Source organism: Arthrobacter sp. StoSoilB19, from assembly GCF_019977275.1.
Lineage (GTDB): Bacteria > Actinomycetota > Actinomycetes > Actinomycetales > Micrococcaceae > Arthrobacter.
The window spans coordinates 1,848,516-1,874,279 of record NZ_AP024650.1 but is presented as its reverse complement, the minus strand read 5'-3'; the positions used below and the strand labels follow the sequence as shown (position 1 = coordinate 1,874,279).

Below are 25,764 nucleotides of genomic sequence, written 5' to 3'. Positions count from 1 at the left end.
TCCGACAATGCGGATCCCGATCCGAAAGGAACGCCGAGCTCATGTCTGAAAGAAGCATTTCCCGGCTGACGGCCGTGGCCGTGACCCTGGCTGTCGTCATGGACCTGCTGGATACCACCGTGGTCAATATCGCGGTGCCTACCCTTCAGGAGGAGTTTGACGCCGGCCCCGGGCCGGTCCAGTGGGTGATCACCTCCTATCTTTTGGCGATCGCGGTGTCACTGCCGATGAGTGGCTGGATCAGCCGCCGTATGGGCCAGGGCCGGGCATTCCTGATCGCGCTGGGAATCTTCGGGATGGCCTCGGCCCTCACTGCCTTGGCATGGTCCCTGCCGGTCCTCATCGCGTTCCGGGCTCTACAGGGTCTGGGCGGAGGTTTGATCCTCCCGATCGGCATGGCCATGCTTTTCGCCGCGTTCCCCTCCGACCAGCGGGCGAAGGCCTCCGCGCTCATTTCGGTGCCGGCGGCCCTCGCCCCGGTCCTGGGCCCGCTGATCGGTGGGTGGTTTGTGCAGGACATCGGCTGGCGGTGCGTCTTCTGGCTTAACGTGCCCATCGCCCTCGCCGCCATTCTGACCGGCCTGCGTTTGCCGGCGCAGCGGCCGGCCACCCCCGGTGCCCGGTTCGACGGCGTTGGCCTTGTACTTGTCTCGGCCGGCCTTGTGCTTTTGGTGCTGGGTCTTACCGAAGCCGAGAACGGATACCCCGCCGCTCTGCCCCTGATCGCCATCGCCACCGCAGTGCTGCTCCTGGCCGGATTCGCCGTGCGGCAGCTCCGCCGCGAAGATCCCCTGCTCAATGTCCGGCTGCTCGTCAAGCGGGAGATCTGGAGCAGCAACCTCGCCTTCCTCCTGACCGCCCTGTCCTATGGGGCGCTACTGTTCCTGCTCCCGCTGTATCTCCAGGGCCACAGCGGGATGTCCCCGCTGGACAGCGGATTCATGACAGCCCTGCATGCCGTCGGCATCCTGCTGGCCACCCCGGTCACCACGCGCCTTACCCGGCGCACGGGCCCGCGTGCGCCGCTGGCTGCAGGGTTGGGTCTCATGGCAGCGGGAGCGGGTGCCCTGTCACTGGCGGGCCAGGCAACGCCGGGGTGGCTGACGGCAGCCGCGATTCTGGTTGCGGGTGCGGGTTTCGGCACAACCATCGTCCCGCTGCAGACGGCTACCGTCACCGGACTGCACGGTCCGGAGCTGGCCGACGGTTCGACAATCGTGAATATGGCCCGGCAGATCGGCATGGCGGTCGGCGTAGCCGCCGCCGCTGCTGCCCTCAATGCCTTGAACGGCACCAACGGCCCCGGTTCCGGATATGCTGGCGCCTTTCTCCTCGCCGCGGCCCTGGCAGCGCTGGCCATTGTCCCCAGCCTGGCCTTCAGGGACCCCAAGCCCGCACCGCGAGATCCAGAACATGCCCCGAAACGGCCTGAACGGACGGGCGCCACGAGAGCATCATGAAAGACTGGGGAAATGGCGGTATCAGCAGCATTTGAGAACGAGAGCCTCTCGGAAAAGGTCAAGCGCACCATCGTGGACAGGGTCGTTGACGGCACCTACCCTCCCGGTATGCGCCTCGTGGAGCTCCAGCTCGCCAAAGAATTCGGCGTCAGCCAAGCGCCGGTCCGCGAGGCCCTGCGGGAGCTGTCCTCCACGCGGCTGGTCGAAAACATCCCCCGCCGCGGAACCTTCGTCCGGTCCGCCTCCCAGGATGACCTCGCCGAAGTCTACTTCGTCCGCCTCGCGCTGGAGGGAACCGCCGCCGCCGCCGCATATCCGGCACTGCATGCCGACCCGACCCCGCTGCGGGAGGCCCTGGCCGGCATGCGTGAGGCCGCGGCGACGAACGATGCCCACGGCATCGCCAAGTACAGTACCGACTTCCACCGGGCTGTTGTGGTTGCGACCGGGAACCGGCTGATGCTGGAGATCTGGGATTCCCTGTATGTCGAGGCCCGCACCATGGCCACCGTCGTGCGCGGCCACGTCGACCTGCACACAGCGGCCGAAGCCCACGTCCCGATCCTGGAAGCCTTCGAGAGCGGCACACCGGACCTCTGCACCAAGCTCGTCATCGAACACCAGCACGAGTACTCCATCCTCCCCCAGGAATAGGCCCCTTCCTCCTCCCCCGGAAGGGCCCGCACCCCACCCAATAAAAAATTATCGATAATCGTTTGTGATGCCAGTCACGATCGTGTAGAGTCGACCCATCAATTATCGATAATCGATTCGAAGGGGAATCACTTTGAAACTCGTTACTTTCCGCCACAACGGCACCCAGCGGACCGGCGTCCTCAACGAGGACGCCTCTACGGTGACTGCAGTACCGGGCGGGCAGGACCTGCTTTCGCTCATCGACAGTTGGGACAGCGCCGCGGCCCAGCTCGCCGCCGTGACCGGCGAAGCAATCCCCGCGACCGAGATTGAGCTGCTGGCCCCGATCCCGCTCCCCCGCCGCAACATCTTCTGCGTGGGCCGCAACTACGTCGAACACGCCAAAGAGTTCGCCAACTCCGGCTATGACGCCACCGCCAGCGCCACCGCGCAACCGGAATACCCGGTGGTGTTCACCAAAGCACCTTCTACCGTCATTGGCACCAACGCCGACGTTGACCCGCACACCGGCGTCACCTCCGAACTGGACTACGAAGCCGAGCTCGGTGTCATTATCGGCGCGGGCGGCCGGGGCATCAGCAAGGCGGATGCGCTGGACCACGTCTGGGGTTACACGATCATCAACGACGTTACCGCCCGTGACCTGCAGAAAGACCACAAGCAGTGGTTCCTGGGCAAGAGCCTCGACACCCACTGCCCCATGGGCCCCTGGGCCGTAACCCGCGATGAAGTCGGCGACGGTCCCCTGGACCTGCTCTGCACCGTCAACGGTGAAACCCGCCAGAAGGCCACGACAGCAGACCTGATCTTCGACATCCCCACCATCATCGAAACGATCAGCGCCGGCATCACGCTCCAGCCTGGGGACATCATCGCGACCGGCACCCCGGTCGGCGTCGGCATCGGCTTCACTCCGCCGCGGTTCCTGACCAGCGGAGACGTCGTGGAGATCACCATCAGCAAGCTCGGCACGCTGCGGAACCGGATCGGAGAAGGCCGATGAGCACCGCGACCATCCCCGCAGGACTGACAGCAGTCGGAACGAAACACCTGTTCGTCGAAACCACAGGCACCGGCGATGATGTTGTCCTGGTCCACGGATTGGGCGGCACCACCAGCTTCTACGAACCCCTCGTCGCCTCACTGGCCGAACGGTTCCGCGTCACCCGCTACGACTTTGCCGGGCACGGACGCTCGCCCCGCGAAGACGAACTGAGCCTGGGATCCCTGACCGCTGAACTGGCCCTGGTCATCGAAACCCAGACCACCTCAGGCCGCGCCCACCTCGTCGCCCACTCGATGGGAACCCTCATCGCCCAGCAGCTGGCCTCAACCCGCCCTGACCTGGTCCGGGAAATAGTCCTGCTCGGCCCGGTCCGGGAACAGGCCCAGGCGGCCAAGGACGCCACCCGGGCACGCGCGGCCCTCGTCCGCGAAAAGGGCATGGCCGCGGTCGCTGACACCGTCGCCAACGCCGCCACCGCCGACCACGCAGCACTGGCGAACCCGCTGGTGCGCCCCTTCGTCCGCGAACTGCTCCTGGGCCAGGACCCGAAAGCCTACGCCCAGGCCTGCGAAGCCCTCGCGGCCGCCACCAACCCGGACCTGGCCAGGATCCAGTCCAAAGTCCTGCTGCTCACCGGCAGCGAAGACAAAGTCAGCACCCCGGCCGCCAACGAGGCCATCGCCGCGGAGCTGGGCCAGGCCGAACTCCTGGTCGCCCCGGGCACCGGCCACTGGACCGTCCCCGAGGCGCCGGACTTCGTCACCGCCGCGGTCCTGGACTTCCTCACCGACTCCACGCTCAAACCGGAGACGAAGAAGACGTGCGCCTGCAGCAGCCCCAGCCCCGGCTGCCAGTCGCGCCGACAGCAGACCATCACCATGCAGATCCGCAAAGCCCCCTAACAACCGCACCACCGTCTCCATCTCAAGATAAGGACAACGAAGTCATGTCGAAAACCCTCTTCACCAACGTCAACATCCTCGACAGCACCGGCGCCCAGCCCTTCCTCGGCGAAGTGCTCGTCATCGATGAGCGCATCACCGACGTCCGTCCCGGCACGGGCAACCTGCCCCGCGAAGGCGCCCGGGTCATCGACGGCCGCGGCCAGACCCTGATGTCGGGCCTGTGCGACGCACACACCCACTTCACCTGGAACGATGGGGACCTCAACAGCCTCGAAACCATGAACGTCGAGGAACACCTGCTGCACACCGTCGAGTCAGCCAAGTACTACATCGACTACGGGTACACCATGTGCTTCGGCGCGGCCAGCGCCAAGAAGCGGCTCGATGTCGTCGTACGCGACGCCATCAACGCCGGCCGGATCCCAGGCCCCCGCTACCTGGCCAACGGCCAGGAAATCGCGACCACCGCAGGGGACCTCGTGCCCGGCATCACCCAGATCGCCGACGGCGTGGAGGAAATGCGCAAAGTGGTTCGTGAAACCATCGGACTGGGCGTGGACCAGATCAAACTCAGCATCTCCGGTGAGGAAATCACCGGCACCAAGGCAGCCACCGACACCTACATCACCGAAGAAGAACTCCAGGTCGCCGTCGACGAGGCGCACCGCCGGCACGTGCGCGTCTGCACCCACGCCCGCAGCCGCGACTCTGTGCTCATTTCCCTGAAAACCGGCGTCGACATGATCTACCACGCCTCCTACATTGATGACGAAGGCATGGACCTCCTCGAGGCCGCCAAGGACCGCGTCTTCGTCGCCCCTGCCATCAACTGGCTGGTCGCAACGCTCCAAGACGCCGAAGCGTTCGGCTACTCCCACGAGGCGGCCGAACAGGCCGGCTACGCCCGCGAACTCGACATCGCCGTCAAGGCAATGCAGGAGATGCGCCGCCGCGGCATCCGCGTGCTGCCCGGCGGAGACTACGGCTTCGCCTGGACGCCCCGCGGAACGTACGCCCGGGACCTGGACCACTTCGTGAAGCTCTTCGGCTACACCGAAATGGAAGCCATCATCGCTGCCACCGCCCTCGGCGGGGAACTCTTCGAAAAGCCCAACGAACTCGGCAAGGTCCTGCCCGGCTTCTACGCCGACATGATCCTCGTCGACGGCAACCCGCTCGAAGACATCACCATCCTGCAGGACATCAACAAGATCACCGCAGTGATGAAGAACGGCGAGTTTCACCGCGCACCGGTGGAACCCACGCCTGCGACTCCCGACAACGCGGACCCCGCCGACCTCGCCCTGACCCACCTCTAAAACACTCCCCACGTAGTACGGCCCCGGCGTCCTTGCCGGGGCCGTACCGCCAGATTCACCCGCACCCGAAAGAGCTAACACCCGCTCCGCGTTCTGCGCACTTCAGCGAAGCCTGCACATTCACACTCCCTCAGCTTTCCTTTTCAAAAAGACAATGACGCCATTTTGACCCTAAGGAACTACCCATGAAGCCCCTCGTCATCATCGGAATCACCGCCGGCATCCTCGCCGGGCTCTGGACCCAATTCAGCACACCCTTGGGCCTTATAACCTGGGTCGGATTCCTCTCCTGGGCATGCTTCTTCGCAGCCGGCGGAAAACGCGCCGCACTCCTCAAAACGATCCCTGCCAACCTCTCCGGAGTCCTCTGGGGCGCCATCATCGTCTGGGGAGCGGCGAACCTCCCCATCCCCGGCGCGCTCGGCATCTCCGTCGCCGTCGCAGCGTTCGCCATGTGCGTCCAGGCCCGCTGGAGCCTCCTGGGCTTCATCCCCGGAGCGTTTGCCGGATGCGCCGCCTACTTTGGCGCCACCTTCGACGTGGCCGGCACCTGTCTGGCCTTAATCGTCGGCGCCTGCCTTGGGTGGCTCTCCGAATACACCGCGGGGCTCCTCACCACGGCTAAAAAGGACCAGGCATCCGTCCCGGTCGCGGACACGCAACCCGTCGCCTGAACCACAGCAAGCCTGCTCGACCCGCCAACCCCTCTCAGGTGCCACCGGCCAGCTCCCCGGCGGTCGGTGGCACCTGACCCCACCCCTGCCCGCCGCCACCTGAGGAACCGTGATGAACGCACCAACAGCCCATGCTGCGGCCGGGTCCTTCCCGATCGAACGCAGAACCTTCACCCCCCACCCGCCACAGTCCTACCGGCTCGATGACTGGTTCCATCTCCCGACAACAGCAACAGTGGAAATCCGCCGAAACGGCACATACGTCAGAACCGCGCGCATCGAAGATGCCACCCCCGACTCCCGAATGCTGTGGCTCGCACCCGAAGGCGTCGACTCACGCATCCTCATCGACAAACTCGACGGATACGAAGTGTGGATTGACGCCGAGCAGCTCTACTACATCCAGCAACACCGGTAACCGAAGGAGGCAGCCATGACTATCGTTACCGAACGGCCCGGCACTCTCGATCCCACCCACGTGCGGGACACCATGTCCATGGTGCCCACCAGCGTCGCCGTCGTCGCCGGACAGTCTGAACTCACCGGTGACCGTGCCGCAATGATCGTCGGATCGTTCGTCTTTATCTCCCTGGACCCGTGCGTGGTCGGCTTCTTCATCGGCCACGAGTCTTCCAGCTGGCCACAACTCAACAAGGCCACCGTGCTGGGCATCAGCGCTCTTGCATCAACACAGGCGCAGTTCTGCCGCAAGCTGGGTAAAAGGACGCGGACCGCTTCGATGACAGCTTCTGGATCCAAGGAGCATACGGTGCCCCACTGGTCGCAGGCGCAGTCGCGGCCTTGGAATGCCAAATCGAGAACGTCACGCCCATCGGGGACCACGCCTTTGTCCTGGCCAGGGTCCTGGGCCTCAACACCGGGAACGCCAAAGATCCCTTGGTCTTCCAAAACCATGAATTCGCGGGACTCCTCCCCCGCTAAGGCCCTTTGCGTCCGCGCGCAGCAGCTTGAAATGCATTCACCTCGCACTAGGCCAGGGCACCGGACGCCGCCGGAGGGAAAGGCAGGGGCACGATGGTCCACACGATGGAAGCCGGCCTGAATGCCTGTGCCATCAGCATCGCCGGAAACGTCAACTAAATGCCAACGACGGATCAACTAAAATGGGACGCTCCCGCGTGTGGAGCACACCCCACCCTCACAACGTCTCCTGGGTCGTCGGATGTCAGCGAAGCCGGAAGGCTTCGACCATCCGGGCGACGTGAAGGGTCAGGTATGTCACTTCGTATTCGGTCAGTTACCCGACAATCCAGGCCGAGCTGTTCCCGGCCTCTGTCCGGGTCTCCGGAATCGGCTTCGCACACCAGATCGTCATCGCCGTCTTTGGCGGCACCGCACCACTGATCGCCGCCGCGTTCGTCGGCGCCGGACAGCCCATGTTCGTCGCGGTATACATGATCGCCATCGTCGCCCTCTGCCTCGTCGTTTACTTCACACTCCCCGAGACCGGCAGCCGGGGCGGACGTGCCACCGTCGCTCCGGCAGACCCCGAAGTGCTGAAGGGCGAGCACCTGCTCGCCGAGACTCCCCACAGCGGGATCCAGGCGCATAATTCCAAGCCGTAGACCTCCATCTCCTCCACAAGTCTGGACGTGAGGAAGGCCCTCGACCGACTCCGGTCGAGGGCTTTCCCCTTCCCCGCTAGGGCCGGCTCCAAGATGGAGTTAGACCCTAAGTTGACGTAAGGCCGCACGTCAGGCAGGGCTTGAATGAGGTGTGGTCGTTCATTTCCCACGTTGTCTTGGAAAAGCTCTTAGATCGAACCCTGCCACTTCTGTCTTAGCGCAACGTTGACCCCGCCGGGTCCCGATCACTGCAAACTGCAACGCGGAGTCTCTCGAGCCGGGACGACCGTAGGCCCAATCCCCGGCGCTTGGTCCAAGCACTCGGTGTGTCAGAAGGCCGAGCCCGTTCCTGGGCGTCGTAGTGGCCCGCTCCCCCACAATTTTGTGCGACCTGCAGCCAAGCCTGCTTCGCCTTTATCCTTCTGTTCTTCACTGGGCCGTTCCCCGCCGCAGTCAGGGCGGCACCTGGGGCCCTTGATCCGACATGCCCTTCCGTGCTCCTAGCCAGCAGGGACTCTCATAAAGCAGACGTAAGTGTGGACACTGTCCACACCCAATTTGGCAGGACAAATCGAGCGCATACGGCTCCGGCGGCGGTTGCAAGGAGCCCTTCAAGAAAATTGCCGTACCAACGGCGGCTACGTCATGTTGTACCCGCCACCTCGGACCATGAATAGGTGTTGGGCAACCACGCCCACCACACAGAACCGAAACGAGGAAGCATCTAACCGCACCACAGCAGGCGGAAGGCCCACCAGCTAGGGACTTGAACCCGCCACCCCACACACCTGAACAGGCCCCGCGGCGGCCAGGCACCAGCCCGCGACCCACCCGCCAGAGCGACGCGAAACAAGCTTTGTCAAGACGTCAAAGCAAAAAAGCCCCTGACGAGGGAAAACACTGTGCCCGAGGTGGGACTCGAACCCACACACCTTTCGATACCGCATTTTGAGTGCGGCGCGTCTGCCAATTCCGCCACTCGGGCGCGGATTACGCGGAGCCAAAGTACGCTCACAGCTGACTGTGAGCAACGCGATCGCTTCACGTACGCGGAATTACTCTACATGCAGATAGGCTGAATTCCAGAATCGCGCCGCCGTCGCCGCAAACGAACCCTGCAAACCAAGTACAGCAGCGGTGGCACCTAAGATAGTGATGTCCCGCCGTACCTTTTCAAGGAGATCCCGTGACTGAACAGACGGAGTCCAAGCCCACGTCCCAGCCGGCGCGCCGCGTCATTGTGGCAGAGGATGAAACCCTCATCCGCCTCGACATCATCGAGATCCTGCGCGGCGAAGGTTACGATGTCGTGGGTGAGGCGGACAATGGCGAGAAGGCCGTCCAGCTCGCCGAGGAACTCAAGCCGGACCTGGTCCTCATGGACGTCAAGATGCCCGTCATGGACGGCATTTCTGCGGCCGAAAAGATCGTCAAGGCCCGTATCGCCCCCGTGGTGCTGCTGACCGCCTTCAGCCAGAAGGAACTGGTGGAGCGTGCCCGCGACGCCGGCGCCATGGCCTACGTCGTCAAGCCCTTCACCCCCGCGGACCTCATCCCGGCGCTGGAGATCGCACTCTCTCGCCACGAGGAAATCAAGGCCCTCGAGAGCGAGGTGTCCGACCTGCAGGAGCAGTTCGCCACCCGCAAGCTCGTGGAACGCGCCAAGAGCCTGCTGACCACCAAGATGGGCCTGACCGAACCCGAAGCCTTCCGCTGGATCCAGAAGACCTCGATGGACCGCCGCCTTAGCATGCGCGAGGTTGCAGAGACCATCATCAACCAGGTCAACTAACGCGCCGGCCGGGCCCGAAGAGTTTCCGACGGCGGCCCGGCCCTACGCGTAAAGTACCCTAACGCGCACAGCACCAAAGCAAAGGACCCCTGCCAACCGGCAGGGGTCCTTCGCTGTGTCTTAAGACTAGGCCTGGGCCTTCTTCTTCTTTTCCGGCCACGGGCCGAGCTTTTCCTTGTTGCTGGCGACGTCTCCGGCGCGCGTGGAGTCGGCGAGGTCGCCCACCTTGTGCACCTTCAGCGAGTTGGTGGAACCCGCCTTTCCGGGAGGCGAACCGGCGGCGATGACCACCAGGTCACCGTCTTCCACAAGTCCCATTTCCTCAAGGCTGCGGTCCACCTGGGCCGTCATGGCGTCGGTGTGGTCAACCATCTGGACAAGCACCGGCTGGATGCCCCAGGTCAGCGCCATCTGGTTCCAGACCTGCTCCACCGGGGTGAACGCGAAGACCGGCTTGATGGGCCGCAGACGGGAGAGCCGGCGGGCCGAGTCACCGGACTGGGTGAACGCACAGATGTACTTGGCGTCCAGTTGGTCGGCGATTTCGACGGCGGCACGGGTGATGGCGCCACCACGGGTCCTGGGCTTGGTCCCCAGCGGGGGGACGCGCTCCAGGCCGTGGACCTCGGTGGATTCGATGATCCGGGCCATGGTCTTGACCGTCTCGATCGGGTACTTGCCCACGCTGGTCTCACCGGACAGCATGACGGCGTCAGCACCGTCCAGGACGGCGTTGGCGCAGTCGGAAGCCTCTGCACGGGTGGGGCGCGGGTTGTCGATCATGGACTCAAGGACCTGGGTGGCCACGATGACCGGCTTGGCCCAGCGGCGTGCCAGTTCAATGGCGCGCTTCTGCACGATCGGCACTTCCTCCAGCGGAAGCTCCACGCCCAGGTCGCCACGGGCCACCATGATGGCGTCGAAGGCGTCGATGATCTCGGGCAGCTGCTCAACGGCCTGCGGCTTTTCGATCTTGGCGATGACCGGTACGCGGCGGCCTTCCTCGTCCATGATCTCGTGGACGCGGGCGATGTCCGTAGCGTCACGCACGAACGACAGCGCCACCAGGTCTACGCCGCGGCGCAGCGCCCAGCGGAGATCGTCCTCGTCCTTCTCGCTCAGCGCGGGCACGTTCACGGCCACGCCGGGAAGGTTGATGCCCTTGTTGTTGGACACCATGCCGCCAACGGTCACCTCGGTGACCACCTTGACGTCGTCCACCGCCGTGGCACGCAGGGCCACCTTGCCGTCGTCGATCAGCAGGGCATCGCCCACCTTGACGTCCTCGGTGAGGCTCTTCAGCGTGGTGGAGCAGATCTCCCGGGTACCGGGAACGTCTTCGGTAGTGATGGTGAAGACGTCACCTACGGCCAGGGCGTGCGGACCGTCGACGAAACGGCCCAGGCGGATCTTGGGGCCCTGCAGGTCGGCCATGATGGCCACGGCCTTGCCAAGGTCGGATGCTGCCTTGCGGACGTTCTCGTAGGTGTTGTCATGCACGGAGTAGTCGCCGTGGCTCATGTTCATGCGGGCGACGTCAACGCCGGCTTCCAGCACCGCGAGGGTGTTTTCGTAGCTGGCAATTGCCGGGCCAAACGTAGCCACAATTTTTGCGCGTCTCATATACCTACCCTATTGGTCTCTTGCATTGGTTAAGTTGTCTGCGAGGTGAACCCTCGATGCATCCTGCGGGACTGCGGCCAGAGGACTGCGGCTAGAGGACGGCGATGGCCCGGTCCGTCGGTGCTACGGGAGCGGGAAGGATCGTGCTTCCCATCAGGTACTTGTCAACGGCGGCAGCGGCGGCACGTCCCTCGGCGATGGCCCACACGATCAGGGACTGCCCGCGGCCGGCGTCACCGGCAACAAACACGCCCTCGGTGTTGGTCATGTAGTAGCCGTCGCGGGCCACGTTGCCGCGGCCGTCGAACTCGGCGTGCACCTGCTCGGTGATGCCGGCAGGCTCGGCACCGGTGAAGCCGAGGGACAGGAACACCAGGTCCGCCGGGATGATCCGCTCGGTGCCGGCCTTCGGGAGGCGCTTGCCGTCAACGAACTCGGTCTCCGCCACCTTCACGCCAGTCAGCCTGCCGTTCTCGCCAACGAACTCGACCGTGGACGCGAGGTAGGTGCGTTCGCCGCCTTCCTCGTGCGCGCTGGCCACCTCGAACAGGGTGGGGAACGTCGGCCACGGCTGGTGGCTGGCACGCTCCGACGGCGGCTGCTTGCCAATCGCCAGGGTGGTCACCGAGGCAGCGCCGTGCCGGTGCGCGGTCCCCAGGCAGTCAGCGCCGGTGTCGCCGCCGCCCAGGATGACAACATGCTTGCCGTGGGCATTGATCTGGTTCTCGATGGTTTCCCCGGCAACAGCGCGGTTGGCCGGCACCAGGTAGTCCATGGCGAAGTGGATGCCGTCCAGGTCGCGGCCCGGGATGGGCAGGTCACGCGGAACGGTGGCGCCGGTGCAGACCACGACGGCGTCGTAGCGCCTGCGCAGCTGCTCCCAGGTGACGTCGGTCCCCACGGAGACGCCGGTACGGAAGCGGGTGCCCTCGGCCTTCATCTGCTCGACGCGGCGGTCCACCTGCTCCTTTTCCATCTTGAAGTCGGGGATGCCGTAGCGGAGCAGGCCGCCGATCTTGTCGTCCCGCTCATAGACGGCAACCGTGTGGCCCACGCGGGTGAGCTGCTGGGCGACGGCGAGTCCTGCCGGGCCGGAGCCAACCACCGCAACGGTCTTGCCTGTCAGGCGTGCGGGCGGCAGCGGGTTGACCCAGCCGTTGTCCCAGGCCTCGTCGATGATCGAGACTTCCACCTGCTTGATGGTGACCGCGGGCTGGTTGATTCCCAGCACGCAGGACGCCTCGCACGGCGCCGGGCAGAGCCGTCCGGTGAACTCGGGGAAGTTGTTCGTGGCGTGCAGGCGCTCGATCGCTTCCTCACCCTTGTCCCGCCACATGAGGTCGTTCCACTCGGGAATGAGGTTGCCCAGCGGGCAGCCCTGGTGGCAGAACGGGACGCCGCAGTCCATGCAGCGTCCGGCCTGGGCCTTCAGCGTGCCTTTTTCCTGCGCCTCATAGACCTCTTTCCAGTCCATGATGCGGACGGGAACAGGACGGCGTGGCTGGGTTTCACGCTGGCGTACTTTCAGAAATCCGCGTGGATCAGCCACCGGTCACCTCCAGGATTCGAGACCATACTTCTTCGCCGTCAGGGTCAAGGCCCTCTTCGATGGCGTCGAGACGGGTTTGCAGCACAGCCGCGTAGTCGCGCGGCAGCACCTTGGTAATGCGGGCAGCGGTGTCATCGAAGTTCTCGAGGAGACGCGCCGCCAGCTGGGAGTCAGTTTCTTCCACATGCTTGACCAGCAGGCCGTGGACGATGTCGCGGTCTTCGGCGTCCAGCTCGCGGATCTGGAGTTCGCCGGACTGCAGGGCGTCCTTGTTGACCTTGGCAGTGTCCAGGTCCAGGACGTAGGCGGTTCCGCCGGACATGCCGGCACCGAAGTTGCGGCCGGTGCGCCCGATGATCAGCGTCTGGCCGCCGGTCATGTACTCGCAGCCATGGTCGCCAATGCCTTCGACGACGGCGGTGGCACCGGAGTTGCGGACCAGGAAGCGTTCGCCCACCTGGCCGCGCAGGAACATCTCGCCGCTGGTGGCGCCGTAGCCGATGACGTTGCCGGCGATGACGTTGGTCTCCGCCTTGAACACGTTGGTACGGTCCGGGCGGACGACGATCCGGCCGCCGGAGAGGCCCTTGCCCACGTAGTCGTTGGAGTCGCCGTAGAGCCGCAGGGTGATGCCGGCAGGCAGGAAGGCACCCAACGACTGGCCGGCGGTGCCGTTCAGCGTGATGTCGATCGTGTCCGTGGCCAGCACATCCGTGCCGAAGGTCTTGGTGACCACGTGGCCCAGCATGGTGCCCACCGAACGGTCGGTGTTGATTACGTCAACGGTGATCTTCACCGGGCTGCGGTCCGTCAGCGCTTCCGTGGCCATGGTGATCAGCCGCTGGTCGAAGTGCTTGTCCAGCTCATGGTTCTGGCCGGTCATGTTGCGCAGCGGCGCGTCGTCGTCGAACTCCAGGCCGTGCAGGATCGGGTCCAGGTCCAGGCCGTCGGCCTTCCAGTGGTCGATCGCCTCGCGGGCGTCCAGGACCTCTGCGTGGCCAATGGCCTCCTCGAGGCTGCGGAAGCCAAGCTCCGCCAGGATCTCGCGGACTTCCTCGGCAAGGAACTCGAAGAAGTTGACCACGAACTCCGGCTTGCCGCTGAAGCGGGCGCGCAGCTCGGGGTTCTGCGTGGCCACACCCACGGGGCAGGTGTCCAAGTGGCAGACGCGCATCATGATGCAGCCTTCCACCACCAGCGGAGCGGTGGCGAAGCCGAACTCCTCGCCGCCCAGCAGCGCGGCGATCACAACGTCGCGGCCGGTCTTGAGCTGGCCATCCACCTGCACCACCACGCGGTCGCGCAGGCCGTTGAGCATCAGCGTCTGCTGGGTTTCGGCCAGGCCGAGCTCCCACGGGACACCGGCGTGCTTAAGCGAGTTCAGCGGTGAGGCGCCGGTACCGCCGTCGTGCCCGGAAACGAGTACGACGTCGGCCTTGGCCTTGGTCACGCCGGACGCCACGGTGCCGATCCCGACTTCCGAGACCAGCTTCACGTGGACCCTCGCCGAGGGGTTGGCGCGCTTGGCATCGTAGATGAGCTGCGCGAGGTCCTCGATCGAGTAGATGTCGTGGTGCGGAGGCGGGGAGATCAGCCCCACGCCGGGGGTTGAGTGCCGTGTCCGGGCCACCCAGGGGTAGACCTTCTGCGCCATCAGCTGGCCGCCTTCGCCGGGCTTGGCACCCTGGGCCATCTTGATCTGGATGTCGTCCGCGTTGGTCAGGTAGAGGCTGGTCACGCCGAAACGGCCGGACGCGATCTGCTTGACCGCAGAGCGGCGCTTGGGATCGAGCAGGCGATCCACGTCCTCGCCGCCTTCACCGGTGTTGGACTTGCCGCCCAGCTGGTTCATGGCGATGGCCAGCGTCTCGTGGGCCTCCTGCGAGATGGAGCCGTAGCTCATCGCTCCCGTGGAGAATCGCTTGACGATGCTGGAGACCGGCTCCACTTCCTCAAGGGGCACGGACGGGCGGTCGTTCTTGAACTTGAGCAGGCCGCGGAGGGTCATCAGGTTGGTGGACTGGTCGTCCACGCCCTTGGTGTAGGCCTTGAAGATGTCGTAGCGGCGCTCACGCGTGGCGTGCTGCAGCCGGAACACGGTCTCCGGGTTGAACAGGTGCGGTTCGCCATCACGGCGCCACTGGTACTCGCCGCCGCCCAGCAGGGGGCGGTGCGGCTGCTCGATGCCGCCCTCGGGGTAGGCCATCTGGTGGCGTGCGGACACTTCGGCCGCGATCACGTCCAGGCCCACGCCGCCCAGCTGGGAATGCGTGCCGGCAAAGAACTCGTCCACCAGGTCCTGGCCCAGGCCAAGGGCTTCGAAGGTCTGGGCGCCGGTGTAGGACGCCACGGTGGAGATGCCCATCTTGGACATGATCTTCAGGACGCCCTTGCCCAGGCCCTTGATCAGGTTGTAGACGCCGTCCTGCGGGGTCACACCGGTGACGTCGCCGGCAGCGATCAGCTGCTCCACGGATTCCATCGCCAGGTACGGGTTGACGGCGGACGCGCCGTAACCAATGAGCACGGCCACGTGGTGCGTTTCGCGGACATCGCCGGCCTCGACCACCAGGGCAGTCTTGGTGCGGTTGGCGCTGCGCAGCAGGTGGTGGTGCACGGCGCTGACCAGCAGCAGCGACGGGATGGGTGCCCACTGGGCGTTGGAGTCACGGTCGGACAGCACGATGTACTGCACGCCGCGGTTGATAGCACCGGAGACCTGCTCGCAGATCTCGGTGAGCCGGGCGCGGAGCGCGTTCTCGCCGCCTTCGGGCCGGTACAGGCCGCGGACCTTCATGGCCACGCGATTGCCATCAGCGTCCTCGATGTTGGCGATCTTGGCGAGCTGGTCGTTATTGATCACCGGGAAGGGCAGCTGGACCTGGGGCTGGCGGACCTGCTTGGTGTCCAGCAGGTTGCCGTTGGGTCCGATGGCGCAGGTCAGGGACGTGACCAGTTCCTCGCGGATGGCGTCCAGCGGCGGGTTGGTGACCTGCGCGAAGGACTGCACGAAGTAGTCGAAGAGCAGGCGGGGGCGCTTGGACAGCACGGCCACGGGGGTGTCGGAACCCATGGCGCCCAGCGGCTCGGCGCCGGTGCGGGCCATCGGGCCGAGCAGGATCTTCAGTTCCTCGGTGGTGTAGCCGAAGGTGCGCTGGCGGATGTTCACGGACGCGGCAGTGTGCACCACGTGCTCACGCTCGGGCAGGTCGTTGAGGTCGATCAGGTTGTCCTTGACCCACTCCGCCCACGGGTTGGCCGCGGCAACTTCGGCTTTGACCTCTTCGTCATCGATGATGCGGCCGGCCTCGGTGTCCACCAGGAACATCTTGCCCGGGGACACGCGGCCCTTCTTGACCACCTTGGAGGGTTCGACGTCGATCACGCCCACCTCGGAGGCGAAGACGATCAGGCCGTCTTCGGTGATCCAGAAGCGTCCGGGGCGCAGGCCGTTGCGGTCAAGGGTTGCGCCCACCAGGTTGCCGTCGGTAAAGGACACGGCAGCCGGGCCATCCCACGGTTCCATCAGCAGGGAGTGGTACTCGTAGAAGGCGCGACGGGCCGGATCCATGGTGGCGTGGTTTTCCCAGGCCTCGGGGATCATCATCATGATCGAGTGCGTGATGGGCCGGCCGGACAGCCACAGCAGCTCCGCTACCTCGTCGAACGAGGCGGAGTCGGAGGCGCCGGGGGTGCAGATGGGGTACAGCTCTTCCGGCGAGTCGCCCAGCAGCGGGTTGGCGAGCTGGGACTGGCGGGCGCGCATCCAGTTCCGGTTGCCCTTGACGGTGTTGATCTCACCGTTGTGGGCAATGGTCCGGAACGGCTGGGCGAGCGGCCAGGACGGGAAGGTGTTCGTGGAGAAGCGTGAGTGCACGATCGCCAGCTTGGTCTTGAACCGCTTGTCCGAAAGGTCCGGGTAGAACGGCTCCAGCTGGGCGGTGGTGAGCATGCCCTTATAGACGATGGTGCGCGAGGACAGCGAGGGGAAGTACACACCGAACTTGTTCTGGGCACGCTTGCGGATGCGCCAGGCGCGCGAGTCGAGCTCGTTGCGGTCCAGCTCCTCGCCGTTGGCGGATGCCAGGAAGGGCTGGGAGAAGTAGGGCATGCAGGCGCGGGCCATGGCGCCCACGAGGTCGGCGACCACCGGCACTTCACGCCAGCCGAGGACCTTCAGGCCCTCATCGGCGGCCAGGCCCTCGATACCTGCCTTGGCGGCGTCGGCCTCGCGCTGCTCGGCAGGCAGGAACGCGGTACCGGCGACGTACTGGCCCGGTGCGGGCAGCTCGAACTCGGTGACCGCACGGAAGAACTCGTCGGGGATCTGCATGAGCAGGCCCGCGCCGTCGCCCGTGCCCTCGTCAGCACCCACGGCACCGCGGTGCTCCAGGTTGCGCAGGGCGGTCAGGGCGGCGTCGACAATGTCATACCCGGGTTCGCCGCGCAGGGTCGCGATGATCGCGAGTCCGCAGGCGTCCTTCTCCTGTTCCGGGTTGTAGAGCCCGGCGGCCTCCGGCATGGCTGCGAAGCGCTTGAACGGCGACATTGCAGTCTCAGGCTGGTCCGGTTCGGACCAGCTGGGAGTGTGAAGAGTTTGGGTCATGGGAGACGTCCTTCCTCCTGATCGTGCGTATGGAAGGGACACCGTTGGCCCCACTCGTCGGCGCCGCTGCGGTGGGCACAACAAAGTGTTGATTACTGGAAATTGTAGGTCAGCGCAGCCTGCTGAACTAACGGTTACGCAGGCCCCTGCCCGAGGCATCATCAGCCAGCAAATCCATGCTGGGCGGACGGTGCCCCATGCCACGACATTGTGGTTTTCGGGCGCTTCGAGCGGTGGCTCTGCTGCCCTGCCTGGCCGGCGCCCTACTTGCCGGTGCCGGCCTCCGGTGCGGGTCCTGTGGCTGTGCTGCCGGAGTGTCCGGCAGCCGTTGCATCCGTTCCGGGCTTTGAGCCCGCCGGTGCCGCCGCGGCTTCTTCCGTGGGGTCGGAAGCATGCCTGGAACCGCTGTGGTTATCAGGGAGATTACCACGCGAATCACTATCTGAGACAACATCGTCCGGATCACGGACTTCATGACTGGCCACGGAATCGGTTCCCGGTTCCACGGCTTTCTCCGCTCCGTGCCCCGGAAGGTACACGGTGTCCGGGTCCGTCCGGCTTTTGAGGCCCAACAGGATGAAGGCGACCAGGGCCGCCAGGAACACGAAGATGCTGGTCCACACGTTGAGCCTGGTGGTGATGCCGAAGATGGTGATCTGTTCGGCGTCGTCGATGCGCATTGCCTCGATCCAGACCCGGCCCAGGGTGTAGTACATGGCGTACAGCCAGAAAAGCCGGCTCCGGCGGAAGTTGAAGCGCCGGTCCAGGGCCAGCAGGATCAGGACGCCGGCCAGGTTCCACAGGGACTCGTAGAGGAACGTGGGGTGGAAGAGGGTGTCCGCGGGCATGCCGGCGGGGAAGTTGGGGTTGTCGGCGTCCACCTGCAGGCCCCACGGCAGCGTGGTGGGACCGCCGAAAAGTTCCTGGTTGAAGTAGTTGCCCCACCGGCCTATGGCCTGGGCCAGGAGCAGGCCCGGGGCCGCTGCGTCGGCGAATGCGCTCAGCTTCACTCCGCTGCGGCGGCAGCCGATCCAGGCGCCAAGGGCCCCAAGGACCACGGCGCCCCAGATTCCCAGCCCGCCGCGCTGGATCTGCGGGATCAGCGAGAGGTCTCCGGTGCCGTCGAACCCCGGGCCGAAGTAAGCGTCCGGTGATGACACCACGTGGTAGAGCCGGCCTCCGATGATGCCGAAGGGGATGGCCCAGATGACGATGTCCCAGACGCTGCCTTCAGGGGCGCCGCGCCTGGCCCAGCGGACGGATGTGAGCCAGAGCCCCGCGACGATCCCCGCGAGGATGCACAGCGCGTAGGCGTGGATCCGGAGGCTGCCCCAAGGCAGGGGAATGTCGAAGCCGGACCAGTCCGGGCTGGGGATGCTGGCCGGCACCATCGTGGGTACCAGCGCGGCTGCCTGAAGGAGTGGCTGCATGTCCTAGGCCCCGGCTTCCTGCGCCAGGCCCGGTTCAGGCGCCAGGCCGGTGCTCAGGTCCTTGGTGAGGGCGGCGACGGCATCCACTCCCCCGTCGCGGAGGGCCGCCACCAGGGCGGTGCCCACGATGACGCCTTCGGCGTAGGCGGCGATTTCGCGGACCTGGTCCGCGGTGGAGACGCCCAGCCCGACGCAGACGCGCTCGGCGCCGGCGCCGTGCGCCGCCGCCACAACGTCCTTGGCTGCGGTGCTGACGGAGGTGCGGGCACCGGTGACGCCCATGATGGAGACGGCGTACACGAATCCACGGCTGGCATCCACGGTCCGCTGCATGCGCTCCGCGGTGGAGGACGGCGCCACGAGGAACACACGGTCCAGGCTGTACTTGTCCGAGGCTTCCATCCACTCGGCGGCCTCGTCCGGAATCAGGTCCGGGGTGATCAGCCCGGCTCCCCCGGCTTCGGCCAGCCGGCGCGAGAACTCATCCACGCCCATCCGGACCACCGGGTTCCAGTACGTCATGACCAGGACGGCGGCGTCGGTCCTGCTGGTGATGCCGGCCACGACGTCGAACACCTGGCTGACGTGGAAGCCCTTGGCCAGTGCCTCGGTGGTGGCGGCCTGGATGACCTGGCCATCCATGACGGGGTCCGAGTAGGGAATGCCGATCTCGATCAGGTCCGCGCCGTTTTCCGCCAGGGCAATGCCTGCGGCGATGGTGTCCTCCACACTGGGGTAGCCGGCGGGGAGGTAGCCGATGAGGGCGGAGCGTCCCTGGGAGCGCGCCCTGTCGATGGCTGCTGCCGACTTGCTGGTCATCTCTGCCCGGTTGGCCATTTCTGCACTGCTCACAGCTGCTCCCCCTCTTTGCCGATCTCGGATTCGGCGGAATTCTTGTCCAACAGGTCAAACCATTCGGCGGCGGTGGCCACGTCCTTGTCTCCGCGTCCGGACAGGTTGACGATGACGATCTTTTCGACCGCGGCCGCCGGGTCTTCGGCAGCAAGCCGCTGTCCCACCTTGATGGCTCCGGCCAGCGCGTGCGAGGACTCGATGGCGGGGATGATGCCCTCGGTGCGGCACAGGAGGCGGAAGGCCTCCATGGCTTCGCTGTCCGTGATGGGCTCGTAGCTGACCCGTCCGATGTCGGCCAGGTAGGAGTGCTCGGGTCCCACGCCGGGGTAGTCCAGGCCGGCGGAGATGGAGTGCGACTCGATCGTCTGGCCGTCGTCGTCCTGCATCAGGTAGGAGCGTGCGCCGTGCAGCACGCCGGGCTTGCCCAGGGTGATGGTGGCGGCGTGCCGGCCGGTTTCGACGCCGTCGCCGCCGGCCTCGAAACCGTAGATCTTCACGGAGGGATCATCCAGGAACCCGTGGAAGATGCCGATGGCGTTCGAGCCGCCGCCGATGCAGGCGCAGACGGCGTCCGGGAGGCGGCCCTCCTGCTCCAGGATCTGGGCGCGGGCTTCCTCGCCGATGACCTCGTGGAAGTAACGGACCATGGCCGGGAACGGGTGGGCTCCGGCAGCGGTGCCCAACAGGTAGTGGGTGTTGCCAACGTTGGCCACCCAGTCCCGGAGGGCCTCGTTGATGGCGTCCTTGAGGGTCTGGGATCCGCTGGTGACGGGAATCACCTTGGCGCCCAGGAGTTCCATGCGGGCGACGTTAAGCGCCTGGCGGCGGCAGTCCTCGGCGCCCATGTACACCACGCACTCCAGGCCCATCAGGGCGGCAGCGGTAGCGCTTGCCACGCCGTGCTGGCCTGCGCCGGTCTCGGCGATGACGCGCGTCTTGCCCATGCGCTTGGCGAGCAGCGCCTGGCCAAGGACATTGTTGATCTTGTGCGAACCCGTGTGGTTGAGGTCTTCGCGCTTGAGGAAGATGCGCACTCCCCCGGCGTGCTGGGAGAACCGCTTGGCTTCGGTCAGGAGGGACGGCCGGCCGGAGTAGTTCTTGTTCAGGTCAGCGATCTGCGCACGGAAGTCGGGATCGTCCTTGGCCTTGTTGAAGGTCTCTTCAAGTTCGTCCAGGGCGGCGATGAGGGACTCGGGCATCCATCGCCCGCCGTAGTTTCCGAAGTACGGCCCCGGGGCGTGGCGGAGGGATCCGCCCTGCAGGAATGCTTCCGCGGTGTTGTTGTCAGCGTTTCCTGAGGGTGCGTCAGCCATCAGTCCTGTCCTGTTCGGTGGTGGTTGGTCAAAAAGTTGCTGTTCCGGCGGTGGCGGCCGGAATGGTGTGCTGTCCTGCGGGCCGGCGTGCCACGGGCCCGCAGGACGACGGTTTGGTGCGTTTCGTCAGCCGCGGGCGGCGATGGCGGCGGCACCTGCGGCAGTGAACTCTGCGATGCGTTCCCGGGGCGTGGCGTGGCTTACCAGTGCCTCGCCCACCAGTATGGCGTTGGCGCCGCTGCCGGCGTAGTGCGTGACGTCGGCGGCGTCGCGGACGCCGGATTCGGCAACCACCACGGCCTCGGCCGGAATCAGCCCCGCCAGTGCGGCAAAGACGGAACGGTCGACGTCGAGCGTTTTGAGGTTGCGCACGTTGACGCCGATGATCCGCGCGTTGGCGGCCACGGCCCGCTCGATTTCCTCTTCCGTGTGGGTCTCCACGAGCACGTTCATGCCCAGGTCCCGGCTGAGGCCGCTGAATTCGGCGAGCTGGGCGTCCGAGAGGGCAGCCACGATGAGCAGGATGAGGTCGGCGCCGTGGGAACGGGCCTCCCAGATCTGGTACTCGTCGAGCGTGAAGTCCTTCCGCAGCAGCGGGATGTCGACGGCGGCGCGCACGGCGTCGAGGTCGGCCAGGGACCCGTTGAAGCGGCGCTGTTCGGTGAGGACGCTGATGACGGAGGCACCGCCGTCGGCATACTGCCGGGCGAGCGACGCCGGATCCCCGATGCTGGCGAGATCGCCCTTGGAGGGGCTGCGGCGTTTGATTTCGGCAATGACTTTCAGCTGTTCCCGGGTTCGGGAGGTGCCGCCGAGGGCTGCCCACGCGTCACGGGCAGGTGCCGCGGCCTGGGCCAGGTCCTTCAGCTCAGCCAGGGAAACGAGCCGTTTCCTGGCCTCCATATCCTCCCTGACACCGGCGTTGATGTCGTCGAGAACAGTCGCCATCAGTGGCCGGAGTTCTTCAGCTTGCTGCCTTCGACGCCGTAGCCTGCCTTGCGCATGACGTATCCGAGGATCAGTCCGACGACCATGACAACGGCGCCGCCGATGAAGATGGGGGTGCTGGCGATGACGAAGGCGATGGCTGCGATGAGCGCGCCGACGAGCATGACGATGACGCAGGTCCACGCGGCCGGGCTGTTGCCGTGGCCCAGTTCCTGGCTGTGGTCAATGGCGCCGGGGGCAACGGTGCGGGTGCCTGACTTGGAAACGGACGCAGGTGCTTTGCTCATGGAAATCTCCTCAGGATGGATACTGCTTACATTCTGCCATTTTTTGGCTGCCGCCCGCGTACCGCAGGGCCTGCCGCCCCTGCCGGCGCCGGCGTCCGCCGGTCTTAGGTGGGGTCCTCGCCCCGGGAAAGCCGGTCCCAGCTGTCGATCTCGTCCACGGGGCCGGCCACCGCCGTGGCGCCGGCGGCCGTGGGTGCTGCCGCTCCGGCCGCGTCATATTTGGTGCGCGTCTTCCAGTAACGGGAGGCGGGCAGGATCAGCAGGGCTGACAGGGCGAGAAGGCAGCCCGCGACGACGGCGAGCAGCGGGAACGGGGTAACGTCCACGTGCGCCTGGCTGCCGGAGACGCCGGTGGCTGCCGCAATGGAACCTTGCGCCGCGGCGAGCGGATCGGCCAGGACGGTGGCCGCCGCCGTCACCACGCCTGCGGAGGCAAGGACGATGATGGCCGTGATCACCCACCGGGCGATCCTGCCGGCGATGGCCGCTGCGAGCCCGCCTGCCAGGGCCACCAGGGCCAGGGCCGTCACCGTGGTGGCGGCCTTGCTGCCCTGCACCTGGATGGTGCTTTGGGCGGCTCCGGTCTGTCCCACCTGGTTGGGGTCCAGGGTGGCGGTCATCCAGGTCTGGGTGGTGGTGCCGAAGGCGGCCAGCGCCAGGAGGGTAATCAGCATGACCAGGGTGGACTTGCGCGCCCAGACCGGCACGGCCCGGGCCTTGCCGGCTTTGCCGGCCCTGGCCGCCGTATCCGCCTGTCCTGCCTTGGCCGCCTCTTCGGGGCGGCCTGCCGCCATGCCGGAGTCCGGCATCAGGAAACCGACCCGTCGGGAAGGGATTCCGCGGAAATGTTGTGCAGCGATCCGGCCGTGTGCACGGCGCGCAACGGAGCGGCGGCCTTGTTGACCGTTTCCAGGGCCTCGGTGGGGTTCACGGAGTCTGCCACGATGCCACCCCCTGCCTGGACGTAGGCGCGTCCTTCCCGGATCAGGGCGGACCTGATGGCGATGGCCATATCCATGTCGCCGGCAAAGTCGAGGTAGCCCACCACGCCGCCATAGATGCCGCGGCGGTGCGGTTCCAGCTCGTCCAGCAGCCGCAGGGCACGGGGCTTGGGTGCGCCGGAGAGGGTGCCGGCCGGGAAGGTGGCCTTCAGCACGTCATAGGCTTTGGCCTGCGGAGCCAAGCGGCCCACCACGGTGGACACCAGGTGCATGATGTGGCTGAAGCGCTCCACCTCCATGAACTGGGTGACGTCCACCGTTCCCGCCACGCAGACCTTGGACAGGTCGTTGCGGGACAGGTCCACCAGCATCAGGTGCTCGGCGCGTTCCTTCTGGTCCGCCAGGAGCTCCTCGGCCAGGGCCTTGTCCGCCTCGACCGTCTTGCCGCGCGGACGCGAGCCGGCGATGGGGTGGGTGATGACTTCCTCGCCGGTGACCGTGACCAAGGCTTCGGGCGAGGAGCCGACGATCGAGTACTCGCGGCCCTCGGCGTCGGCCAGGCTGAAGATGTACATGTACGGGCTGGGGTTGGTGTTGCGCAGGACCCTGTAGACGTCCAGCGCGGACGCCTTGCACTCCATCTCGAACCGGCGCGAAATCACCACCTGGAAGACCTCGCCGTCCACGATCGCTTCCTTGCCGCGGTCCAGCGCCGCAAGGTATTCAGCCTCGTCCCAGCGTTCCTGGACGCTGGAGGCAAAGTCCAGGGCCGCCGGCGTCAGGACGGAGACCGGCTGCACCACCGGGGTGCTGATTTTGGCCAGGAGTTCCTTGACCCGGCGCACGGCGTCGTGCCAGGCCTCGTCAACGCGTTCGGAACTGTTGTCGAAGTTGATGGCGTTTGCGATGAGCAGGACCGTACCGTCCACGTTGTCATGCACGGCCATGTCGGTGACCAGGTTCAGGGCCATTTCCGGCAGCTGCAGGTCATCCTCGGGCGGGCTGACCAGCCGTTCCCAGTGCCGGACGGTTTCCCAGCCGAGGAAGCCCACCAGCCCGGAGGTAAAGGGCGGCAGCCCTTCGAAACGGTCGGTGCGCAGCGCCTCCACGGTGTCGCGGATGGCGTCCACCGGACTGCCGCTGACCGGCACGCCCGCGGGCGGCTGGCCCAGCCAGTGCGCCTGGCCGTCCTTGGTGGTCAGGGTGGCACGGGACTTGGCGCCGATGAAGGAGTACCGGGACCAGGCTCCGCCCACCGCTGCCGATTCCATCAGGAAGGTGCCGGGCTGCCCCTGCGCCAGCTTCCGGTACAGCCCGATGGGGGTTTCGGCGTCGGCGAGGACCTTGAGCCGGACGGGAATGACGCGGCTGTGGCCGGCAAGTTCCCGGAATTCCTCGAGGCTCGGGCTGATGGTTCCAAGGTCCTGCATGGTTATGCTTGTCCGCCTGTTCTTCGAAAGGGCCGGCATTGCCGGGCGCCTTGGTGTGCTTGCTGGGGTGGCCGGGGCTGTGGAGGAAGCCCGGCCGGGCAGCGTGTCCGCCTAGCCTGCGTGGCCTGCCACCACGTCGAGGTCCCTGCCGTCGAAGCAGGTGCGGGTGCCCGTGTGGCAGGCCGCGCCCACCTGGTCCACGCGCACCAGCAGTGCGTCGCCGTCGCAGTCCATGGCCACGGATTTGACCCATTGCACATGCCCCGAGGTATCACCCTTGCGCCAGTACTCCTGCCGTGAGCGGGAGTAGAAGGTCACCCGGCCGGTGGTCATGGTGCGGTGCAGCGCCTCGTCGTCCATCCAGCCGAGCATGAGGACTTCATTGGTGTCGTACTGCTGCACCACCGCGGCCACCAGGCCGGCGGCGTCGCGCTTGAGTGCCGCGGCTACCTCCATGGGCAGCGGGCTGGCCGGGACGGATTCCCCGGACGACGGCGGCACGGATGCCACAGGCTGGGACACGGCGGATCCTGCGGTGGGGACGGGGGTTGGCTGCTCAGACATCGGGTCAAGTCTAGTGCCTTCACGTGCCCGTCCTCCTGTTGTGAACAACGGCACGCCACCTGCCCCTGCGCTGCTGCCCAACTCCGCGCCTGTCGTGCTAGTTTTCCAAGTGATGCATTTCGTCGAACCGTCCCGAGAAGTCCTGGCCGAAACCCTGCTTGCGGCCGGCCCTGATGCGCCCACTCTGTGCAAGGGCTGGCGTACCAGGGACCTTGCCGCGCACCTTTACCTGCGCGAGCGGAAGGCCGCCGTCGGGCTCGGTTTGATCATCAAGCGCCTGGCCAAGGCCTCGGACCAGGCAACCGCCAAGCTGGCAGCCAAGCTGACCACCAACGAGGACTACGCCCGGCTGGTCAACACCTTCCGCGCCGGTCCACCGGCGCTGTCGCCGATGAAGATCAAGGCACTGGACGAAAGTTCCAACCTGATCGAATACTTCGTGCACACCGAGGATGTCCGGCGGGCCGTGGACCGGTGGGCGCCCAGGGCACTTGATGAAGCGTACTCTGACGCACTGTGGGACGAACTGGTCAAGCGTGCCGCCATCCTCTACCGCGGCGTGGACCTGGGCATTGTCCTGGTCCGTCCGTCCGGTCCGCGGCATGTTGCCAAGCGCGCCCCCGTTTCGGTGGCGATCGTCGGCGAGCCGGGCGAACTGCTGATGCACGCCCACGGCCGGACACGCCACGCGCTGGTCACCTTCGAAGGCCAGCCCGACGCCGTCGCCCTCCTCCAGTCAGCCGAAGTAGGCCTCTGACCCAACTGGGTCGCAGTTGTTGTCGTTATGAGCGTTCATAACGACAACAAATGCGAGTCAGT

21 protein-coding genes, 1 tRNA gene and 1 pseudogene are annotated in these 25,764 nt (G+C 66.1%); 11 read left to right on the top strand and 12 right to left on the bottom strand.

Going from position 1 to position 25,764, the window contains the following annotated elements; genetic code table 11:
• Positions 1–41 precede the first annotated feature (41 nt).
• The 9 genes and pseudogenes from LDO86_RS08625 (at position 42) to LDO86_RS08585 (ending at position 7,607) form a co-directional block, all read left to right on the top strand.
• Complete coding sequence (locus LDO86_RS08625) at positions 42–1,460, top strand: DHA2 family efflux MFS transporter permease subunit (RefSeq protein WP_018770800.1); 1,419 nt, start codon at positions 42–44, stop codon at positions 1,458–1,460.
• 12 nt (positions 1,461–1,472) lie between these two features.
• Positions 1,473–2,114: a GntR family transcriptional regulator gene (locus LDO86_RS08620; RefSeq protein WP_018770799.1), complete on the top strand. Its 642-nt coding sequence runs from the start codon at positions 1,473–1,475 to the stop codon at positions 2,112–2,114.
• Between the two features lie 133 nt (positions 2,115–2,247).
• A complete protein-coding gene (locus LDO86_RS08615) occupies positions 2,248–3,120 on the top strand; it encodes a fumarylacetoacetate hydrolase family protein (RefSeq protein WP_018770798.1) in 873 nt (290 codons plus the stop codon).
• Positions 3,117–4,025: an alpha/beta hydrolase gene (locus LDO86_RS08610; RefSeq protein WP_018770797.1), complete on the top strand. Its 909-nt coding sequence runs from the start codon at positions 3,117–3,119 to the stop codon at positions 4,023–4,025. The genes LDO86_RS08615 and LDO86_RS08610 overlap by 4 nt, the downstream gene beginning before the upstream one ends.
• Positions 4,026–4,069: 44 nt before the next feature.
• A complete protein-coding gene (locus tag LDO86_RS08605; RefSeq protein WP_018770796.1) occupies positions 4,070–5,347 on the top strand; it encodes an amidohydrolase family protein in 1,278 nt (425 codons plus the stop codon).
• 185 nt (positions 5,348–5,532) lie between these two features.
• Positions 5,533–6,021, top strand: a complete 489-nt coding sequence (locus tag LDO86_RS08600) for a DUF1097 domain-containing protein (RefSeq protein WP_018770795.1) — start codon at positions 5,533–5,535, stop codon at positions 6,019–6,021.
• A gap of 112 nt (positions 6,022–6,133) precedes the next feature.
• On the top strand, positions 6,134–6,439 hold the full coding sequence (locus tag LDO86_RS08595; protein ID WP_018770794.1) for a hypothetical protein: 306 nt from the start codon (positions 6,134–6,136) through the stop codon (positions 6,437–6,439).
• A 15-nt stretch (positions 6,440–6,454) separates the two neighbouring features.
• Positions 6,455–6,963: pseudogene (locus tag LDO86_RS20260) on the top strand (flavin reductase family protein).
• A gap of 455 nt (positions 6,964–7,418) precedes the next feature.
• Positions 7,419–7,607, top strand: a complete 189-nt coding sequence (locus tag LDO86_RS08585; RefSeq protein ID WP_018763842.1) for a hypothetical protein — start codon at positions 7,419–7,421, stop codon at positions 7,605–7,607.
• 903 nt (positions 7,608–8,510) lie between these two features.
• Here the strand turns inward: LDO86_RS08585 and LDO86_RS08580 are convergent.
• Positions 8,511–8,592: transfer RNA gene (locus tag LDO86_RS08580), tRNA-Leu, on the bottom strand.
• Positions 8,593–8,793: 201 nt separating this feature from the next.
• On the opposite strand from LDO86_RS08580, the gene LDO86_RS08575 reads away from it, so the two are divergent.
• A complete protein-coding gene (locus LDO86_RS08575; protein ID WP_009358190.1) occupies positions 8,794–9,399 on the top strand; it encodes a response regulator in 606 nt (201 codons plus the stop codon).
• A gap of 126 nt (positions 9,400–9,525) precedes the next feature.
• Here LDO86_RS08575 and pyk read toward each other — a convergent pair whose 3' ends face one another.
• The 11 genes from pyk to hisI form a co-directional block, all read right to left on the bottom strand.
• A complete protein-coding gene (pyk, locus tag LDO86_RS08570) occupies positions 9,526–11,022 on the bottom strand; it encodes a pyruvate kinase (protein ID WP_043425225.1) in 1,497 nt (498 codons plus the stop codon).
• A gap of 91 nt (positions 11,023–11,113) precedes the next feature.
• Positions 11,114–12,571, bottom strand: coding sequence for a glutamate synthase subunit beta (locus LDO86_RS08565; protein WP_018770790.1), 1,458 nt, complete (start codon positions 12,569–12,571; stop codon positions 11,114–11,116).
• Positions 12,564–17,177, bottom strand: a complete 4,614-nt coding sequence (gene gltB, locus LDO86_RS08560; protein ID WP_018770789.1) for a glutamate synthase large subunit — start codon at positions 17,175–17,177, stop codon at positions 12,564–12,566. Before gltB ends, LDO86_RS08565 begins: the two co-directional genes overlap by 8 nt.
• Before the next feature lie 263 nt (positions 17,178–17,440).
• Positions 17,441–18,607, bottom strand: coding sequence for a prolipoprotein diacylglyceryl transferase (gene lgt / locus LDO86_RS08555; protein WP_018770788.1), 1,167 nt, complete (start codon positions 18,605–18,607; stop codon positions 17,441–17,443).
• 3 nt (positions 18,608–18,610) lie between these two features.
• The gene (gene trpA / locus LDO86_RS08550) at positions 18,611–19,444 is read right to left on the bottom strand and encodes a tryptophan synthase subunit alpha (RefSeq protein WP_018770787.1); all 834 of its coding nucleotides are present in this window, start codon (positions 19,442–19,444) and stop codon (positions 18,611–18,613) included.
• A gap of 11 nt (positions 19,445–19,455) precedes the next feature.
• Positions 19,456–20,775, bottom strand: a complete 1,320-nt coding sequence (gene trpB, locus LDO86_RS08545) for a tryptophan synthase subunit beta (RefSeq protein WP_018770786.1) — start codon at positions 20,773–20,775, stop codon at positions 19,456–19,458.
• Positions 20,776–20,901: 126 nt separating this feature from the next.
• The gene (gene trpC, locus LDO86_RS08540) at positions 20,902–21,723 is read right to left on the bottom strand and encodes an indole-3-glycerol phosphate synthase TrpC (RefSeq protein ID WP_018770785.1); all 822 of its coding nucleotides are present in this window, start codon (positions 21,721–21,723) and stop codon (positions 20,902–20,904) included.
• On the bottom strand, positions 21,723–22,010 hold the full coding sequence (locus LDO86_RS08535; protein WP_018770784.1) for an HGxxPAAW family protein: 288 nt from the start codon (positions 22,008–22,010) through the stop codon (positions 21,723–21,725). The genes trpC and LDO86_RS08535 overlap by 1 nt, the downstream gene beginning before the upstream one ends.
• 104 nt (positions 22,011–22,114) lie before the next feature.
• A complete protein-coding gene (locus tag LDO86_RS08530; RefSeq protein WP_018770783.1) occupies positions 22,115–22,819 on the bottom strand; it encodes a Trp biosynthesis-associated membrane protein in 705 nt (234 codons plus the stop codon).
• Entirely contained in the window at positions 22,819–24,381 is a 1,563-nt protein-coding gene (locus LDO86_RS08525; protein WP_018770782.1) for an anthranilate synthase component I, read from the bottom strand. Before LDO86_RS08525 ends, LDO86_RS08530 begins: the two co-directional genes overlap by 1 nt.
• A 111-nt stretch (positions 24,382–24,492) precedes the next feature.
• A complete protein-coding gene (gene hisI, locus LDO86_RS08520) occupies positions 24,493–24,945 on the bottom strand; it encodes a phosphoribosyl-AMP cyclohydrolase (protein ID WP_018770780.1) in 453 nt (150 codons plus the stop codon).
• Between the two features lie 112 nt (positions 24,946–25,057).
• On the opposite strand from hisI, the gene LDO86_RS08515 reads away from it, so the two are divergent.
• Positions 25,058–25,702, top strand: coding sequence for a TIGR03085 family metal-binding protein (locus tag LDO86_RS08515; RefSeq protein WP_018770779.1), 645 nt, complete (start codon positions 25,058–25,060; stop codon positions 25,700–25,702).
• The last annotated feature ends 62 nt before the right edge of the window (positions 25,703–25,764 follow it).

Coding starts and splice junctions, on each gene's coding strand:
- LDO86_RS08625 (WP_018770800.1), top strand. CDS start 42: ATGTCTGAAAGAAGCATTTCCCGGCTGACGGCCGTGGCCGTGACCCTG.
- LDO86_RS08620 (WP_018770799.1), top strand. CDS start 1,473: ATGGCGGTATCAGCAGCATTTGAGAACGAGAGCCTCTCGGAAAAGGTC.
- LDO86_RS08610 (WP_018770797.1), top strand. CDS start 3,117: ATGAGCACCGCGACCATCCCCGCAGGACTGACAGCAGTCGGAACGAAA.
- LDO86_RS08605 (WP_018770796.1), top strand. CDS start 4,070: ATGTCGAAAACCCTCTTCACCAACGTCAACATCCTCGACAGCACCGGC.
- LDO86_RS08600 (WP_018770795.1), top strand. CDS start 5,533: ATGAAGCCCCTCGTCATCATCGGAATCACCGCCGGCATCCTCGCCGGG.
- LDO86_RS08595 (WP_018770794.1), top strand. CDS start 6,134: ATGAACGCACCAACAGCCCATGCTGCGGCCGGGTCCTTCCCGATCGAA.
- LDO86_RS08585 (WP_018763842.1), top strand. CDS start 7,419: ATGTTCGTCGCGGTATACATGATCGCCATCGTCGCCCTCTGCCTCGTC.
- pyk (WP_043425225.1), bottom strand. CDS start 11,022: ATGAGACGCGCAAAAATTGTGGCTACGTTTGGCCCGGCAATTGCCAGC.
- gltB (WP_018770789.1), bottom strand. CDS start 17,177: ATGACCCAAACTCTTCACACTCCCAGCTGGTCCGAACCGGACCAGCCT.
- lgt (WP_018770788.1), bottom strand. CDS start 18,607: ATGCAGCCACTCCTTCAGGCAGCCGCGCTGGTACCCACGATGGTGCCG.
- trpA (WP_018770787.1), bottom strand. CDS start 19,444: ATGGCCAACCGGGCAGAGATGACCAGCAAGTCGGCAGCAGCCATCGAC.
- trpB (WP_018770786.1), bottom strand. CDS start 20,775: ATGGCTGACGCACCCTCAGGAAACGCTGACAACAACACCGCGGAAGCA.
- trpC (WP_018770785.1), bottom strand. CDS start 21,723: ATGGCGACTGTTCTCGACGACATCAACGCCGGTGTCAGGGAGGATATG.
- LDO86_RS08535 (WP_018770784.1), bottom strand. CDS start 22,010: ATGAGCAAAGCACCTGCGTCCGTTTCCAAGTCAGGCACCCGCACCGTT.
- LDO86_RS08530 (WP_018770783.1), bottom strand. CDS start 22,819: ATGCCGGACTCCGGCATGGCGGCAGGCCGCCCCGAAGAGGCGGCCAAG.
- LDO86_RS08525 (WP_018770782.1), bottom strand. CDS start 24,381: ATGCAGGACCTTGGAACCATCAGCCCGAGCCTCGAGGAATTCCGGGAA.
- hisI (WP_018770780.1), bottom strand. CDS start 24,945: ATGTCTGAGCAGCCAACCCCCGTCCCCACCGCAGGATCCGCCGTGTCC.
- LDO86_RS08515 (WP_018770779.1), top strand. CDS start 25,058: ATGCATTTCGTCGAACCGTCCCGAGAAGTCCTGGCCGAAACCCTGCTT.